This is a genomic window from Seonamhaeicola sediminis, from assembly GCF_004358095.2.
Classification (GTDB): Bacteria; Bacteroidota; Bacteroidia; order Flavobacteriales; family Flavobacteriaceae; genus Seonamhaeicola; species Seonamhaeicola sediminis.
Genome location: NZ_SMZJ02000002.1, coordinates 293,376 through 307,525 on the forward strand (window position 1 = coordinate 293,376; position 14,150 = coordinate 307,525).

Annotated in this window: 15 protein-coding genes; 7 read left to right on the forward strand and 8 right to left on the reverse strand. The window is 32.5% G+C overall.

Translation table 11 applies throughout. The annotated features are described in order from the left end of the window. Nucleotides 1-54: 54 nt before the first annotated feature. The 5 genes from E1J38_RS03905 to trhO all read right to left on the reverse strand — a co-directional run bounded on the left by E1J38_RS03905 (nt 55) and on the right by trhO (nt 4,397). Complete coding sequence (locus E1J38_RS03905) at nt 55-552, reverse strand: gliding motility lipoprotein GldH (protein ID WP_133355748.1); 498 nt, start codon at nt 550-552, stop codon at nt 55-57. After that, entirely contained in the window at nt 539-1,723 is a 1,185-nt protein-coding gene (locus tag E1J38_RS03910) for a PSP1 domain-containing protein (RefSeq protein WP_133355747.1), read from the reverse strand. Before E1J38_RS03910 ends, E1J38_RS03905 begins: the two co-directional genes overlap by 14 nt. A gap of 121 nt (nt 1,724-1,844) precedes the next feature. Continuing rightward, nucleotides 1,845-2,075 carry a ferredoxin gene (locus tag E1J38_RS03915; protein WP_133355746.1) on the reverse strand — a complete coding sequence of 77 codons (231 nt, stop codon included), beginning with the start codon at nt 2,073-2,075 and terminating at the stop codon, nt 1,845-1,847. Next, entirely contained in the window at nt 2,075-3,319 is a 1,245-nt protein-coding gene (locus tag E1J38_RS03920) for a peptidase U32 family protein (RefSeq protein ID WP_133355745.1), read from the reverse strand. Before E1J38_RS03920 ends, E1J38_RS03915 begins: the two co-directional genes overlap by 1 nt. A gap of 4 nt (nt 3,320-3,323) precedes the next feature. Beyond that, the gene (trhO, locus tag E1J38_RS03925; protein WP_133355744.1) at nt 3,324-4,397 is read right to left on the reverse strand and encodes an oxygen-dependent tRNA uridine(34) hydroxylase TrhO; all 1,074 of its coding nucleotides are present in this window, start codon (nt 4,395-4,397) and stop codon (nt 3,324-3,326) included. 279 nt (nt 4,398-4,676) lie between these two features. On the opposite strand from trhO, the gene recA reads away from it, so the two are divergent. The 4 genes from recA to E1J38_RS03945 all read left to right on the forward strand — a co-directional run bounded on the left by recA (nt 4,677) and on the right by E1J38_RS03945 (nt 8,311). Continuing rightward, nucleotides 4,677-5,675, forward strand: coding sequence for a recombinase RecA (gene recA / locus E1J38_RS03930; RefSeq protein ID WP_133355743.1), 999 nt, complete (start codon nt 4,677-4,679; stop codon nt 5,673-5,675). Between the two features lie 111 nt (nt 5,676-5,786). Further along, nucleotides 5,787-6,197 (forward strand): hypothetical protein, encoded by a 411-nt coding sequence (locus tag E1J38_RS03935; RefSeq protein WP_133355742.1) that lies wholly within the window; start codon nt 5,787-5,789, stop codon nt 6,195-6,197. A gap of 32 nt (nt 6,198-6,229) precedes the next feature. After that, the gene (locus E1J38_RS03940) at nt 6,230-6,772 is read left to right on the forward strand and encodes an RNA polymerase sigma factor (protein WP_133355741.1); all 543 of its coding nucleotides are present in this window, start codon (nt 6,230-6,232) and stop codon (nt 6,770-6,772) included. Beyond that, nucleotides 6,773-8,311, forward strand: coding sequence for a hypothetical protein (locus E1J38_RS03945; protein ID WP_133355740.1), 1,539 nt, complete (start codon nt 6,773-6,775; stop codon nt 8,309-8,311). A gap of 82 nt (nt 8,312-8,393) precedes the next feature. Here the strand turns inward: E1J38_RS03945 and E1J38_RS03950 are convergent, their stop codons facing one another. Then, entirely contained in the window at nt 8,394-9,131 is a 738-nt protein-coding gene (locus tag E1J38_RS03950; RefSeq protein WP_133355739.1) for a lysophospholipid acyltransferase family protein, read from the reverse strand. A gap of 75 nt (nt 9,132-9,206) precedes the next feature. On the opposite strand from E1J38_RS03950, the gene trpS reads away from it, so the two are divergent. Beyond that, nucleotides 9,207-10,175, forward strand: coding sequence for a tryptophan--tRNA ligase (gene trpS, locus E1J38_RS03955; protein ID WP_133355738.1), 969 nt, complete (start codon nt 9,207-9,209; stop codon nt 10,173-10,175). Here the strand turns inward: trpS and dprA are convergent. Beyond that, nucleotides 10,172-11,275: a DNA-processing protein DprA gene (dprA, locus tag E1J38_RS03960; RefSeq protein WP_133355737.1), complete on the reverse strand. Its 1,104-nt coding sequence runs from the start codon at nt 11,273-11,275 to the stop codon at nt 10,172-10,174. The genes trpS and dprA overlap by 4 nt on opposite strands. Nucleotides 11,276-11,445: 170 nt before the next feature. Here dprA and E1J38_RS03965 point away from each other — a divergent pair, with 170 nt between their 5' ends. Continuing rightward, nucleotides 11,446-12,789 (forward strand): HU domain-containing protein, encoded by a 1,344-nt coding sequence (locus E1J38_RS03965; protein WP_133355736.1) that lies wholly within the window; start codon nt 11,446-11,448, stop codon nt 12,787-12,789. A gap of 76 nt (nt 12,790-12,865) precedes the next feature. After that, nucleotides 12,866-13,375 carry an acyl-CoA thioesterase gene (locus E1J38_RS03970; RefSeq protein WP_133355735.1) on the forward strand — a complete coding sequence of 170 codons (510 nt, stop codon included), beginning with the start codon at nt 12,866-12,868 and terminating at the stop codon, nt 13,373-13,375. A 195-nt stretch (nt 13,376-13,570) separates the two neighbouring features. Here the strand turns inward: E1J38_RS03970 and E1J38_RS03975 are convergent, their stop codons facing one another. After that, entirely contained in the window at nt 13,571-14,077 is a 507-nt protein-coding gene (locus E1J38_RS03975; RefSeq protein ID WP_133355734.1) for a hypothetical protein, read from the reverse strand. Nucleotides 14,078-14,150: the final 73 nt, after the last annotated feature.

Consider the following 14,150-nt stretch of genomic DNA (forward strand, 5'->3'; position numbering starts at 1 on the left):
CCTTTTTTACTATTAAAGATACTTTGACTACGCTAAGTGTGACTATTGACATTTTTATTTGGAGATTTCTGGTTTTTCTATTCTAAAACCAACATCAGTTATACCCTCAAGTTCCACCACACCATTAACCTTTCCGTTTTCTCTCATAGCTTGTTGAATATTTACCGTATATTCACCTTTTTCTTGAAAAATAACAAGCTCTTTATACCAAAGTTTATTTTCTTTTACATCAGTATATCCTGTTCCTAATAGCTTTCCGTTAGGGTCTGCCATTCTATATTCTAATGTGTCTTTAATAGTTTTTCCATGCGGAAAAACCATTTCAACTATTACATGTAAATTATTGTATTTGTAAGCACTTGTGTTTCTTAAATTAATAAATAGATTATAGGCGTTTATTGAATCTGGTGGCGTAACTTTAAAACTTACAATAGAATCTTTATGCCATGTATTAGGAATAGATTTATAGGTATCAAACACCCGGTTTGAATCACAAGAAACCACAACAAAAAAAAGTATTAAAAAAAATAGCCAACTATTATTTTGTTGCATTTTTACTGTTTTGAGGTTTTCTTTGGTTTCTATTTCTATTATTCTTTCGGTTTCTATTATTTTTACGACGCTTTTTAGGTTTTGGATTATCAAAGCGAGTTAAACTATCTTGACCTACAACGTTTTCAAAATCTGCTTTAGTATCCTCAATAAGGTCTGAGGCATATTCTTCAAGACTTGTAACTTTTTCGTTTTTCTTATTTAGATCAATAATTTCTTTAACCTGATCTGTTGTTAATTTATGCCAATTAGTCCATTCTCCCTCATAAGCAAACCACAAATGCCTTTTGAAAATATCAGTTTTTTGGCATACCGCCACTCCTTTTTCAGTTTGAAGTTTTACATCGGCTTTTGGAAAATCTTTAAGCGCATCAAGATAGGTATCTAACTCATAATTCAAACAACACTTAAGTTTACCACACTGACCTGCCAATTTCTGAGGGTTTAATGATAATTGCTGATAACGAGCCGCAGAAGTACTAACCGATCTAAAATCTGTTAACCATGTAGAACAACATAATTCTCTACCACATGAACCTATACCACCCAATCTGGAGGCTTCTTGACGGAAACCAACTTGCTTCATTTCAATACGCGTTCTAAACTCTCGGGCAAATACCTTAATAAGCTCTCTAAAATCTACACGCTCTTCAGCAGTATAATAAAACGTTGCTTTACTGGCATCACCTTGAAACTCAATATCAGAAATTTTCATTTGCAACTTTAAATCTATAGCAAATTGGCGTGCTTTAACCTTCATTGGATCTTCTCTATCTCGTGCTTCTTGCCAAATATCAATATCTTTTTGAGTGGCTTTTCTGTAAATTTTAAGCCCTTCTTCAATATTGTCTGCAATACTCTTACGCTTCATTTGAATACGCACTAATTCGCCAGTGAGGGTAATCATACCTATATCATGACCTGTTTTAGCTTGCGTAGCTACAATATCTCCAATACTGAGTGTTAAATTATCTGAATTGTAATAGTAGTCTTTTCTGCCGTTTTTAAAACGAACTTCAACCCAGTTAAAAGGCTTTTCGCCATTAGGAAGTGACATATTTGATAACCAATCAAAAACGGTAAGTTTGTTACAACTATCCGTTCCGCACGTACCATTATTTTTACAGCCTTTTGGTTGGCCGTCTTTTGTTGAACAGCTTGCACAAGCCATAGATCTATATATTGAGTTCGCTAATAATTAAATTATTACGAATGACGGTTTATATTAAATTCGATTTGTAAAGATAAGATTATTATACTTACTTAAAAGTTAGGGAAGTTAAAATAGTAAACTAAACATTTTTTACACTAATAATTTTTACAGGACATGCCTTAGCAGCTTTATCACATTCATCATAAATAAAGTCATTTGGAGATTTTATTGTGTGAAAACCTTTTTTTTCTTTGGACTGCAGCAATACACTTTTCCCATCTTTTTTAGACATTTGAAACTGATTTGGTGCTAGTTCTACACAATAGTTACAGCCAATGCACTTTTCACGTTGCAAGGTTACTACTACCATTAAGCTTCTACTTTGTTTTCAACAATTTTATAAAGCTTGTCTGATGGTCTGATTCTAAAACCTAACGGAATAGTAACAGAGTCTCCTTTTGAAGCGGAAGACTGCTTTTTATCATTAACAAGCATTTCCGCAACATTCAATTCTTTAACGCCGGTTGTTGGACCCGTAATTAAAATAGTATCGCCTATTTTAAGGTCGAAGGCTTCTATTTTAAACTCTCCAATTTCTGGTTTAGGAAAATAATGCATCCCCTTACCAATATATACTTTCTTCTGTGTAGCATGAGACCCTGAACCTTTACTCCATTCCCCCAGTTTTTGCCCCAAATAATAACCACTCCAAAAACCTCGATTGTAAACAGTCTCTAAAGTTTGCATCCAAGCAATGACTTCTTCTTTGCTATACGTACCAGCCTCAACAGCATCAATGGCTTCTCTATAGCATCCAATTACTTTAGCTACATATTCTGGAGCTCTACCGCGACCTTCAATTTTCAAAACTTTAATGCCTGCATCTGCAACCTGATCAAGAAAATCAATAGTACATAAGTCTTTTGGTGACATGATATACTCATTATCCAATTCCATCTCAAAACCAGACTCTTGGTCAATAACCGTATATTTCTTTCTGCAATTTTGCTTACAGGCACCTCTATTTGCCGATGAATTATAAGAATGCAAACTCATATAACACTTGCCTGAAACCGCCATACAAAGAGCCCCATGACCAAAAATTTCAATTTCTACCAATCGTCCTGATGGTCCTTTTATTTCTTCCTTTTCTATTTGCTCGGTTATCTTTTTTACTTGGCGTAAACTTAACTCTCTACTCAATACCATTGTATCTGCAAACATAGCATAAAACCTTACCGTTTCAATGTTGGTAATATTAATTTGAGTAGAAATATGCACTTCCATTTGCTGCTCACGAGCCATACCAATTACAGCTTGATCCATGGCTATTACTGCCGTAATATCAGCTTCCTTTGCTCTTTTAATCAATGTTTTTACAATAGATAAATCATGGTCATATATAATAGTATTGAGCGTAAGATATGTGCGAACATTTTTAGCCTTGCATCTTTTTGAAATCTCTTCCAAATCATCAATTGTAAAGTTAATAGAGGCCCTCGCTCGCATGTTTAATTGCTCAACTCCAAAGTAAACGGAATCTGCACCGTTATCTAAAGCCGCTTGAAGTGATTCAAAATTTCCAGCAGGCGCCATTAATTCAATCTTTTGCATAACGCTATTTTTTATCAACCTTAAGGGTTTCGTAAATGTTTCTTAGGTCTTTTTTAAATGGCAAATGGTCTGCACGCCCTTTCTTAAAAATATCATTGCTATTACCTTGCCCTTTTCGCAACGCTTTCTGCGCTTCGTATGGCAAAGCATTTATTTCCTGACAAGTGGTTGAACAACAATTATCCATTTCATTTTTACAATCGTCACATTGAATGAATAACAAGTGACAAGCATCATTGGCACAGTTTGTATGCACATCGGCCGGTTTTCCGCATTGGTGACATTGTGCAATAACCTCATCACTTATTTTTTCAGCGCGTCGCTCATCAAATACAAAGTTTTTACCAATGAATTTATTTTCCAACCCTTGTTCCTTTATCTGGCGTGTGTACTCAATAATACCTCCTTCTAACTGGAATACATTTTTAAAGCCTTTATGCTTAAAATAGGCGCTGGCTTTTTCGCATCGAATTCCACCAGTGCAATACATTACCAAGTTTTTATCTTCTTTGTGCGCCTTTAAATCCTCTTCAATGATATCTAAAGATTCTCTAAATGTATCAACATCGGGAGTTATAGCATTTTTAAAATGTCCAATCTCACTTTCGTAGTGATTACGCATATCAACAAGAACGGTTTTTTTATTCTCGATTAACTCATTAAATTTCTCTGCACCTACATGAATACCTTTGTTAGTAACATCAAAGGTGTTGTCATTTAAACCATCGGCTACAATTTTATTACGAACCTTCACCTTCAATTTTAAAAAAGACATGTTGTCCTGCTCAATTGCGATATTCAGTCTAATATCTTTTAAGAAGTTAATAGTATCTAGATGTTCTTTAAATTCATTGAATCTATCTGCTGGTAGCGATAATTGTCCATTAATACCTTCGGAGGCAACATAAATTCTACCCAAAACATCTAATCTATCCCAAACTACAAAAAGTTGGTCACGAAATTCTTGTGGATTACTAATCTTGGCGTATTGATAGAAAGAAAGCGTTAAGCGGTCTTTTCCCGCTTGCTCAATTAATGCTGCTCTTTCTTTAGCACTTAATTTATTGTACAGTTGCATGCTATACTAATTTATAAGGTTAAGAAATATTTCAGGTTGCAAAAGTACATTTTTTACACAGAACCAACTATTTACACAATAAAAAAGCACTTTAGGGACATAAAGTGCTTTTCAGTCAGAATTGAGTTAGTTTTAGTTTTACCAAGTAGGCATATTTCATAGCAAAGTTTTTCCCACTTTAATATTAGATGCAAATTGTGGAAAAAGGTTGCGTGATAAAATTGTATTGTGAAAAAAGATGTATTATTTTAGCATGTATAACTTCAGAAAAAAAGATAAATGAGTAAAGAACAAGAGGCAAAATTAAAAGCGCTAAAACTTACATTAGACAAACTAGATAAAGCCTACGGAAAGGGTACGGTAATGAAAATGAGTGATGCCGCTGTTGAAGATATTGATGCTATTTCATCGGGGTCCTTAGGCTTAGATATTGCCTTAGGTGTTGGTGGATATCCTAGAGGAAGGGTTATAGAAATTTACGGTCCAGAATCGTCGGGTAAGACTACGTTGACCTTACACGCAATAGCCGAAGCCCAAAAATCTGGTGGTATTGCTGCTTTTATAGATGCTGAACACGCATTTGATAGATTTTATGCCGAAAAATTAGGTGTTGATATAGATAATCTCATTATCTCACAGCCCGATAATGGAGAACAAGCTTTAGAAATTGCCGATAATTTAATTCGCTCTGGCGCTATCGATATTGTTGTTATAGATTCCGTAGCTGCTTTAACTCCTAAGAGTGAGATTGAAGGAGAAATGGGTGATTCTAAAATGGGACTTCATGCGCGTTTAATGTCACAGGCTTTAAGAAAATTAACAGCTTCTATTAGTAAAACCCATTGCACTGTTATATTTATTAATCAATTACGTGAAAAAATTGGTGTTATGTTTGGTAACCCAGAGACCACAACTGGTGGAAATGCTTTAAAGTTCTATGCTTCCGTTAGATTAGACATTAGACGTTCTACTCAAATTAAAGACACCAATGGCGAAGTGTCTGGTAATAAAACAAGGGTTAAAGTGGTTAAAAATAAAGTGGCACCACCTTTTAAAACAGCAGAGTTTGATATTATGTATGGTGAAGGCGTTTCAAAAGTAGGTGAAATTTTGGATATTGCCGTTGATAATGAAATCATCAAAAAAAGTGGTTCGTGGTTTAGCTACCAAGATACCAAGCTGGGGCAGGGAAGGGATGCTGTAAAAGCTCTTATAAAAGATAACCCAGAACTCATGGATGAACTCGAAGCCAAGGTTAGAGAAATTGTAACCTCATAATAATTAAATAAAGTCCCGAAATTATCGGGATTTTTTGTTTTTACACGCAACCTTTCAATAGTTATAACATCTAAAGGTTATAAACATGTATTTAACCCTAAAAAGTTTGCTATGAAAAGAGTTATTATGCTATGTTTAACACTAACGCTTTTTGCTTCTTGTAGTGTTGACGATGATGGTATAAACTATAGTTTTGAAATTTTACCAGTTGAGAGTGTAGATATACCCTCAGAATTTGTCTTAGGAGAAGTTTATCCTATTACTATTTCTTATTTTAGACCCTCAACTTGTTACGCTTTTAACGAATTTTATTATTTAAAAGAACTTAATGAGCGTACTGTGGCTCCTATCAACTATGTGTTTGATAGAAATGACTGTGAAAACCTAACAGACGAACTGGTTGAAGCCACCTTTAATTTTATAGTAACCAGTAATGGTTCTTATATTTTTAAATTTTGGCAGGGTGAAGACAGCAATGGTGAAAGCCTATTCTTAACTATAGAGGTACCTGTAGTTGAGTAAAAAGTAAGAAATTAATTAATACATGTTTAAGTTTGAGTTTAAACCAACTCATAGAAAATTGTAAGGTTAATGATACCAAAGCACAAGGAGAATTATATAGGCTTTTTTCAAATAAGCTATTCTCTATTTGCTTGAAGTATTCGCGCAACTATGCTGAAGCAGAAGATAATTTACAAGATTCATTTCTTACAATTTTCAACAAAATTGAACAATTTAAACATAAAGGTTCTTTTGAGGGTTGGTTAAAACGCATTACCATTAACACGGTTTTGCAACGTTATAGAAACGAAAAAGTATTTGATATTGTAAATGAAAATACTATTGAAGATGAAGAAATTGAGATTCATGAAGATGGTTTCTCTCTAGATTTTCTTTTACAAATCATTCAAGAGTTGCCAGATAGGTACCGATTGGTTTTTAACCTTTATGTACTAGATGGTTTTTCACATAAAGATATAGCAGATATGCTAAATATCAATGTAGGAACCTCAAAATCTAACTTAGCAAGGGCAAGACAGATTTTGAAGCAGAACATTGAAGATTATAAATTGTCCCAAAGTTTACAATCATTATAAATGAGTGATAAAAAACATATAGATAGGTTATTCCAAGAAGGCTTTAAAGATTTTGAAGCAACTCCTAGCGATACAGTGTGGGAACGTATTGAAGCTAATCTAATTAAGAAAAAGAAAAGGCGTGTTATTCCTATCTGGTGGCGATATGCAGGCGTGGCAGCATTACTCATACTATTGCTTACCCTTGGCATTGTCTTTAAAAAAGATTCTAACAACAATAATCCTACTGAAATAGTTAACGAAGATATTGATACTAACAGTTCAAATAATAAAAACTTAGATATCTATAAGAGTAACGTTAATAAGGTTATTTCAAATTCAAACGAAGATGACTTAATAATCCCCGAAGAGAAAACTAAAGTATCTGAATCACCATTAAATAATATTATTCCACAAAGCGAAACAACCATTGCTAAAACTTCAACTTCAAAAAATTTAAATGAAAGTCAAATAGATAAAAATCTGAATGTCAATAAAAAGCAAAATAATAATATAGCCGCCAATAATAAAACAGAAACTGACAGTTCTAACAAGCTTGACGGCAACTTTAATAATTCGGTTGTTTCAACTAAATTAGAAGAGAACAAAACTAATAATGACGTAAATAGCGAGGAAAAAATTATCCAAAATAAAACAACTCACATCAATTCAGTTGATGGTAAAAATTTGGTTGCCCATAATAAAAGAGAGTTAAGTAAGAAAGACAACCATCAAGCTATAGCCGAAAACAATAACAAAGAAAACTTAACTATTGAAGAAGCTTTAGAAGAAAAAAATGACATTTTAGAAGACACCGAGAAAAGAAACCGATGGGCAGTAGTTCCTAATGCAGCGCCTGTTTATTTTAACACATTAGGAGAAGGGTCCTCTATAGACCAGCAGTTTAATGGTAATCCTAAAAGCGGTGAATTTAATATGAGCTATGGCATTTCAGCTAGTTATGCGTTTAACGATAAAATTAAGATTCGTTCTGGTATTAATAAAGTTAATTTAGGATACAATACCAATAATGTGGTAATTTTTCAAACCACTGGTTTAAGTAGTTCTATTAATAATTCTTTACAAAATATTACCCCGAAAAATAAATCTAACGACTTTGCGTCATCAGAAAATATATCTATTGTTAGTGGTGAAAATTTAAATAAAAGTTCTATTCCAGAATCTTTTGATTTAACTAATAGTTCCATTAACCAATCATTTGGTTTCATTGAAGTTCCTTTAGAAATTCAATACGCCTTATTAAACAACAAACTGGGAGTTAATGTTATTGGTGGTTTTAGTTCTTTCTTTTTAAATAATAATAAAATATTTTCTGAAGCCGAAAATGGCTCCAGAACTTTTTTAGGAGAAGCCAATAACCTAAATAAAATTAGTTACAGTGCTAATTTTGGTTTTGGATTCAGTTATAAATTTTCAGAAAAAATAGATTTGAATTTAGAACCTATGTTCAAATATCAAATCAATACATTTAACAATACTTCCGGAAATTTTACCCCAATTATAATTGGAGTTTATACCGGATTTGCTATTAAATTCTAGGTTTTTGGTTAGATCTGGATAATGGTTTTCATTAAGCTCGGAAACCATTATCAAAAAAACTGCTCTTCCCCAGAGCAGTTTTTTATTTATTAAATGTTTTTAACTGTTTAAAAATAATGTTCCTAGCCCTCTCATTCAAAGTTTTAGTATCTTCAATTGTTAAGCCTTCAGTTAAAAGAAACTTATGAATTTTAACACGTATTTTTCCAGGTCCTCCGCTAAAAAAAGTATAAGAAAATCGTTTTTTATTATCGGCAAACGTAATTGGTACAATAGGTATTTGATGCTTAATAGCTAACCTGAAAGCGCCATCTTTAAACTCGTCTAAATCTATTTGCGGTTCAGGAACGCCACCTTCAGGAAAAATACAAATACTCAATCCTGATTGTAATCTTTTTTGAGCTCTTATAAAAACGGCTTGCCTACTTTTAGCAGAACTTCTATCAACTAAAATACAAGTGCGCTTATAAAAAAAGCCAAATAACGGAATCTTAGCCAATTCTTTCTTTCCTACAAAAACAAATGGATTTTTTACAGATACCAACATGAGCATAATATCAATCATTGATGTATGATTAGCAATAAACATGTAACTTTTACTCTGTTCTGGTTCTTGTTCTTTTTGAAAAACACATCTAAATCCCATGCCACTTAAAATGAATTTAGCCCATAACCTAGCTAATTTAAAAAAGAAAGGATACCATGATTCTTTAGAGATAGATAATAAAAGTACTGGGAATAGTAAAACAATAGGGATAGTTACAAGAACATAAAACCAAATGCGATATAAAACCCAAAAAGGATATTTAAATAACTTCATTAATACCAAAAATACACAATTGTATTGAGCAATTCTATTAAAAAAATTACCTTTGTCGCTTCATAAAATTATATTATGGCAAGAATACTAACGGGTATACAAAGTACAGGCACCCCCCACTTAGGAAACATTTTAGGCGCTATCATTCCAGCAATAAAAATGGCTAAAAAACCTGAGAACGATTCTTATTTGTTTATTGCTAACTTACACTCCTTAACTCAGATTAAAGATGCTGATACATTAAGAGAAAACACCTATTCTACAGCTGCTACTTGGTTGGCATTTGGTTTAGATATTGAAAAAAGTGTATTTTACAGGCAAAGTGATGTGCCACAAGTTACCGAATTGACTTGGTATTTAAATTGCTTCTTTCCTTATCAAAGATTAACTCTTGCACATAGTTTCAAAGATAAAGCGGATAGATTAGAGGATGTTAATTCTGGTTTATTTACGTATCCAATGCTTATGGCTGCAGACATTTTAATGTATGATGCTGAAATTATTCCCGTTGGAAAAGATCAAGAGCAGCATATTGAAATGACTCGTGATGTGGCTTCTCGTTTTCACTCAAAGGTTGGCGAAACCTTTGTGTTGCCTACAGCCGAGATTCAAAAAGAAACCATGCTTATTCCCGGTACCGATGGTGAGAAGATGAGCAAAAGCAAAGGAAACATAATCAACATATTTTTGCCAGATAAAAAGCTGCGTAAACAAATCATGTCTATTAAAACAGACAGTACTCCACTTGATGATCCAAAAGACTGGAAAACTTGCAACTGTTTTGCTATTTACAGTTTACTAGCTACAGATGAACAAAAAGAAACCATGAAAGCCAATTACGAAAAAGGTGGTTATGGTTATGGGCATGCAAAACAAGCTTTGTTTGAGTTAATTACAGAAAGGTTTGCGGTAGAACGCGAAAAATATAATTACTACATGGACAATCTGGCTGAACTTGATAAAGCACTTTTAGTAGGTGCAGAAAAAGCAAAATTAGTTGCTAATAATGTTTTAGACAGGGTTAGAAGAAAAATTGGGTATTAAACAAGCTCAAACAATTTACCAGGAAGTGGTCTGATAACTCCTTTTAGCTCCATATTTAAAAGAATACTAGAAACTTTAAAAATGGGTATATTACAGGTAATGGCAATAGTATCTAATTGCTGTTTGTTGTTTTCTAGTAAATAATTATATATCTGTTTTTCTTGGGTATTTAGCTCAACAAACAATTGCTTTTGAACTGCTGGTTTATTTGCATTTTCTAATTCCCAATTTAAAATATAGGGTATATCTAATGGGTTAGAAAGCATCATGGCTTTTTGGTGTTTAATTAAATTATTACAACCTATACTTAACAAATCTGTTACCCTACCGGGAACTGCAAAAACATCTCTATTGTAAGAATTGGCAATGTCAGCAGTTACCAAACTACCTCCTTTTTCAGCAGACTCAATCACAATGGTGGCTTCACTTAAACCAGCAATAATTCTATTTCTTTTTAAAAAATTGTTTCTATCAAAAGCATCAGAACTCCAAAAATCAGAGAAAAACCCACCGTTCTTTTCAACATTAACCATATATTTTTTGTGAACCTTAGGATATATTTGATTCAATCCATGAGCCAAACAACCTATAGTTTGCAAATTGTTTTTCAATGCTTCTTTATGAGCTGTGATATCTGTTCCATAGGCAAAACCCGAAACTATTACTGGATTATAAGGTGTGAGTTCCTCTATCAAATTTTTACAAAACGCAATGCCGTTTGTAGTAATTTTTCTTGTTCCTACAATACTTATAATTCTTTGATTTTTTAAATTGATATTACCTGTTTGAAACAAAAGAATTGGACCATCTATACAATGTTTTAATCTTTCTGGATAGGTATCACCTGTAAAATAGGAAACCTTAATTTTATTTTCTCTTATAAAAACAATTTCTTGTTCTGCTGCCTTTAAATGTTCAGCATTGTGAATATCTGATAAAATGGCTTGTCCAATACCATCAATCTTAGCAAGATTTTGCTTTTTCTCTTTTAAAACAGCTTCAGCAGAACCACAGAAAGAAATGAGTCTTTTAGCTGTAATATCACCAATGTTTGATACATGCTGTAAAGCCAATGTGTATAGCAAGTCCTTTTCGGTCATTATTTACTTTTCAAAAAAAAATTAGACCCTACAAGAAACACATTTTTAACCAATAATTACCAATAAATTTAACGCAATGCTTTTTTATTACTTGACACATTATTCTTGTTTGTTAATAAATAGTTATCCCCAGATTTTCATTAGAAACTTATTTTTTTAACTTTGTTTTCATGCAACTTGAAACCTATATTAGCGATTTACTATATCGATACGAATGTGTTACTATTCCTGAGTTTGGAGCCTTTTTAACCCAACGTGTATCGGTTTCAATTAATGATTCAACTAATACATTTTATCCTCCTAGTAAGAGTATATCATTTAATGAACAAATTCAAACAAATGATGGTTTACTCGCTCACTACATTGCTGATGTTGAAAAAATCCCCTTTGAAGTTGCAAATAAAAAAATAGCAAAGCGTGTAAAAATTTTAAAATCTTATTTAACACAGGGTGAAACGCTTACTTTTAAGAATATAGGAGACATAAGCTTAAATAATGAAAGTAAAATTTTATTTGAACCTACTTATAATCTTAATTATTTAACTGATTCTTTTGGGCTATCACGGTTTGTATCACCCCTTGTTAACAGAGAGGTTTATAAACAAGATGTTGAAAATATTGAAAAAGTTGTCCCTATTGCCATTACTACAAAACAACGTAAAGCCAGACCTTATTTAAGGTATGCCGCTGTTGCTTTAATAGCATTAACATTAGGAGGGTTTGCAGCTTCTAATTACTATATTAATAACATTGAAGCGCACAATCAATTAGCTCAAGAAGAAGCTGAACAGAAACTAGATTATCAAATTCAACAAGCCACCTTTAGTTTAAGTACTTTACCTACAGTTACTTTAAATGTTAGTAAACAAACAGGTAACTATCATATTGTAGCTGGAGCATTTAGAGTTGAAGAAAATAGTGTTAAAAAAATAAAGCAACTTAAAGCTGAAGGATTTAAAGCCAGAAAATTAGGTGTTAACAAATACGGTTTACACGAAGTTGTTTATGGTAGCTACGAAGATAGACTAGAAGCTTTGCAAGCTCTAAGAACTATTAAAAAGACTCACAATAAAGACGCTTGGTTAAAAGTTAAAAATGTTGCAAATAAAACTATTGGTAAAAACGTTCCTAAAAAAGTTCCTCAAGAAAGTACATTCCAATTTGAGCAATCTAGCCTACTAACTAACCCTGGTAAAGGGCAATTAATTTCAAAAGACACTTTTTTTAATCAAAGTCCCAACATTACACCTATAATCAAAGAAGTAGATAATTTAAAGAGTGGTTTTTACACTGTAATTGGTGTTTTTTCTAATATTTCAGATAGTGAAGAGTTTATCAATAATCTTTCTGAAACTGGTCATGAAAATCTTGGTTTCTTCTTTGATAAAAAAAGTCAAAACTACCTTATATACAACGAAATTTTTAGTGATCTTGGCACTGCCAAAGCGGCTCTATCATCAGAAAAGAATACTGTATTTAACGGTAAAATTGCAGTTGTAAAAGTAGAAAACTAAGGCACTTACATTATAGGTCATTTTCTTTCTTATATCCTTAAAAGCATATACCTTTGCTTTTGTTAAATCAACAGTAATGGACGCATATACTCCTGAACAATCCAAAACCATACTCACTGATATGGTTTTACCCGGTGAAACCAATCCGCTTAACAATTTATTTGGCGGCGAACTTTTAGCAAGAATGGATAGAGCCGCAAGTATTGCTGCAAGACGCCATAGCAGGCGTATTGTGGTTACCGCTTCTGTTAATCATGTAGCGTTTACAAGAGCTGTTCCCTTGGGTAGTGTTGTAACGGTAGAAGCTAAAGTATCTAGAGCTTTTAAAACTTCTATGGAAGTATTTATAGATGTTTGGATTGAAGACCGCGAATCTGGCGAAAAAACCAAGGCAAATGAAGCTATTTATACATTTGTAGCAGTTGATGAAACTGGGCGTCCCATAAGTATCCCCGAAGTTATTCCAGAGACTAGTCTTGAAAAAGAACGGTTTGATGCTGCCTTAAGACGCAAGCAATTAAGTTTATTACTTGCAGGAAAAATAAAACCAAATGAAGCTACTGAATTAAAAGCTTTGTTTGAGTAAACTATTCCCCCTAACTAAGCCGCTTATTGTTAAAGCAGTTGCAGAATCTTACACAACCTAATTGTACTTATTTAGACCTTTGTAAAGTGGTTTGGTCATAATTTTTGCGTAGAATCTTATCAGCTTTTTAAATTTACGTATTCTTCGAGATTGGACATAGATCATACAGAATTACTACCACTGCCTAAACAGTTATTATTTTGAAAACCATTCATTAAAACAGTTAATTCTGTTTAGGTTATTTACAATTTCAATTTTATTGGTATTTGTATTTGCGGTCCATACTTTTCTAATATTCCGAATTTTTAAGCTATCGGTTTTTTCAACAATCGCGATAAGATTTTCGTTGTTATTATCATTTCGTTGGCAATATCCTATTGTGATAACTTCATGTTTATTCAATTTTGGTATCACTAATGTATCCAGAATTCTAAAAATCCTATTTTCATTTTCTGAGTCAAAATTTATGCTTTTAAAAATTATCAGATTAATTTTTTTGTTTCGTAAATGAAGAATTCCATGTTTTGGTTCAGAATAATTTCCGTAAACAACTGTATCACTTATTTTAGAATAATTTGAAAATCTTTCTATTTCCTTAAACTTTTGAAACTCCATCCCTATTATAGAATGATTTTTTTTGTTCGTTTTATTTCCGCAACTAAATAGAATTAAAGAAATCAAAACAAACAGTAAATTTTTCATAATGTTTAAATTTATAACCAATGTTTTTATCAAAAACTATTCCTTATAATTGTTTAAAGTACTGTAAAAACTT

Coding starts and splice junctions, on each gene's coding strand:
- recA (WP_133355743.1), top strand. CDS start 4,677: ATGAGTAAAGAACAAGAGGCAAAATTAAAAGCGCTAAAACTTACATTA.
- trpS (WP_133355738.1), top strand. CDS start 9,207: ATGGCAAGAATACTAACGGGTATACAAAGTACAGGCACCCCCCACTTA.
- E1J38_RS03950 (WP_133355739.1), bottom strand. CDS start 9,131: ATGAAGTTATTTAAATATCCTTTTTGGGTTTTATATCGCATTTGGTTT.
- E1J38_RS03915 (WP_133355746.1), bottom strand. CDS start 2,075: ATGGTAGTAGTAACCTTGCAACGTGAAAAGTGCATTGGCTGTAACTAT.
- dprA (WP_133355737.1), bottom strand. CDS start 11,275: ATGACCGAAAAGGACTTGCTATACACATTGGCTTTACAGCATGTATCA.
- E1J38_RS03965 (WP_133355736.1), top strand. CDS start 11,446: ATGCAACTTGAAACCTATATTAGCGATTTACTATATCGATACGAATGT.
- E1J38_RS03905 (WP_133355748.1), bottom strand. CDS start 552: ATGCAACAAAATAATAGTTGGCTATTTTTTTTAATACTTTTTTTTGTT.
- E1J38_RS03920 (WP_133355745.1), bottom strand. CDS start 3,319: ATGCAAAAGATTGAATTAATGGCGCCTGCTGGAAATTTTGAATCACTT.
- E1J38_RS03970 (WP_133355735.1), top strand. CDS start 12,866: ATGGACGCATATACTCCTGAACAATCCAAAACCATACTCACTGATATG.
- E1J38_RS03910 (WP_133355747.1), bottom strand. CDS start 1,723: ATGGCTTGTGCAAGCTGTTCAACAAAAGACGGCCAACCAAAAGGCTGT.
- E1J38_RS03945 (WP_133355740.1), top strand. CDS start 6,773: ATGAGTGATAAAAAACATATAGATAGGTTATTCCAAGAAGGCTTTAAA.
- E1J38_RS03975 (WP_133355734.1), bottom strand. CDS start 14,077: ATGAAAAATTTACTGTTTGTTTTGATTTCTTTAATTCTATTTAGTTGC.
- trhO (WP_133355744.1), bottom strand. CDS start 4,397: ATGCAACTGTACAATAAATTAAGTGCTAAAGAAAGAGCAGCATTAATT.
- E1J38_RS03935 (WP_133355742.1), top strand. CDS start 5,787: ATGAAAAGAGTTATTATGCTATGTTTAACACTAACGCTTTTTGCTTCT.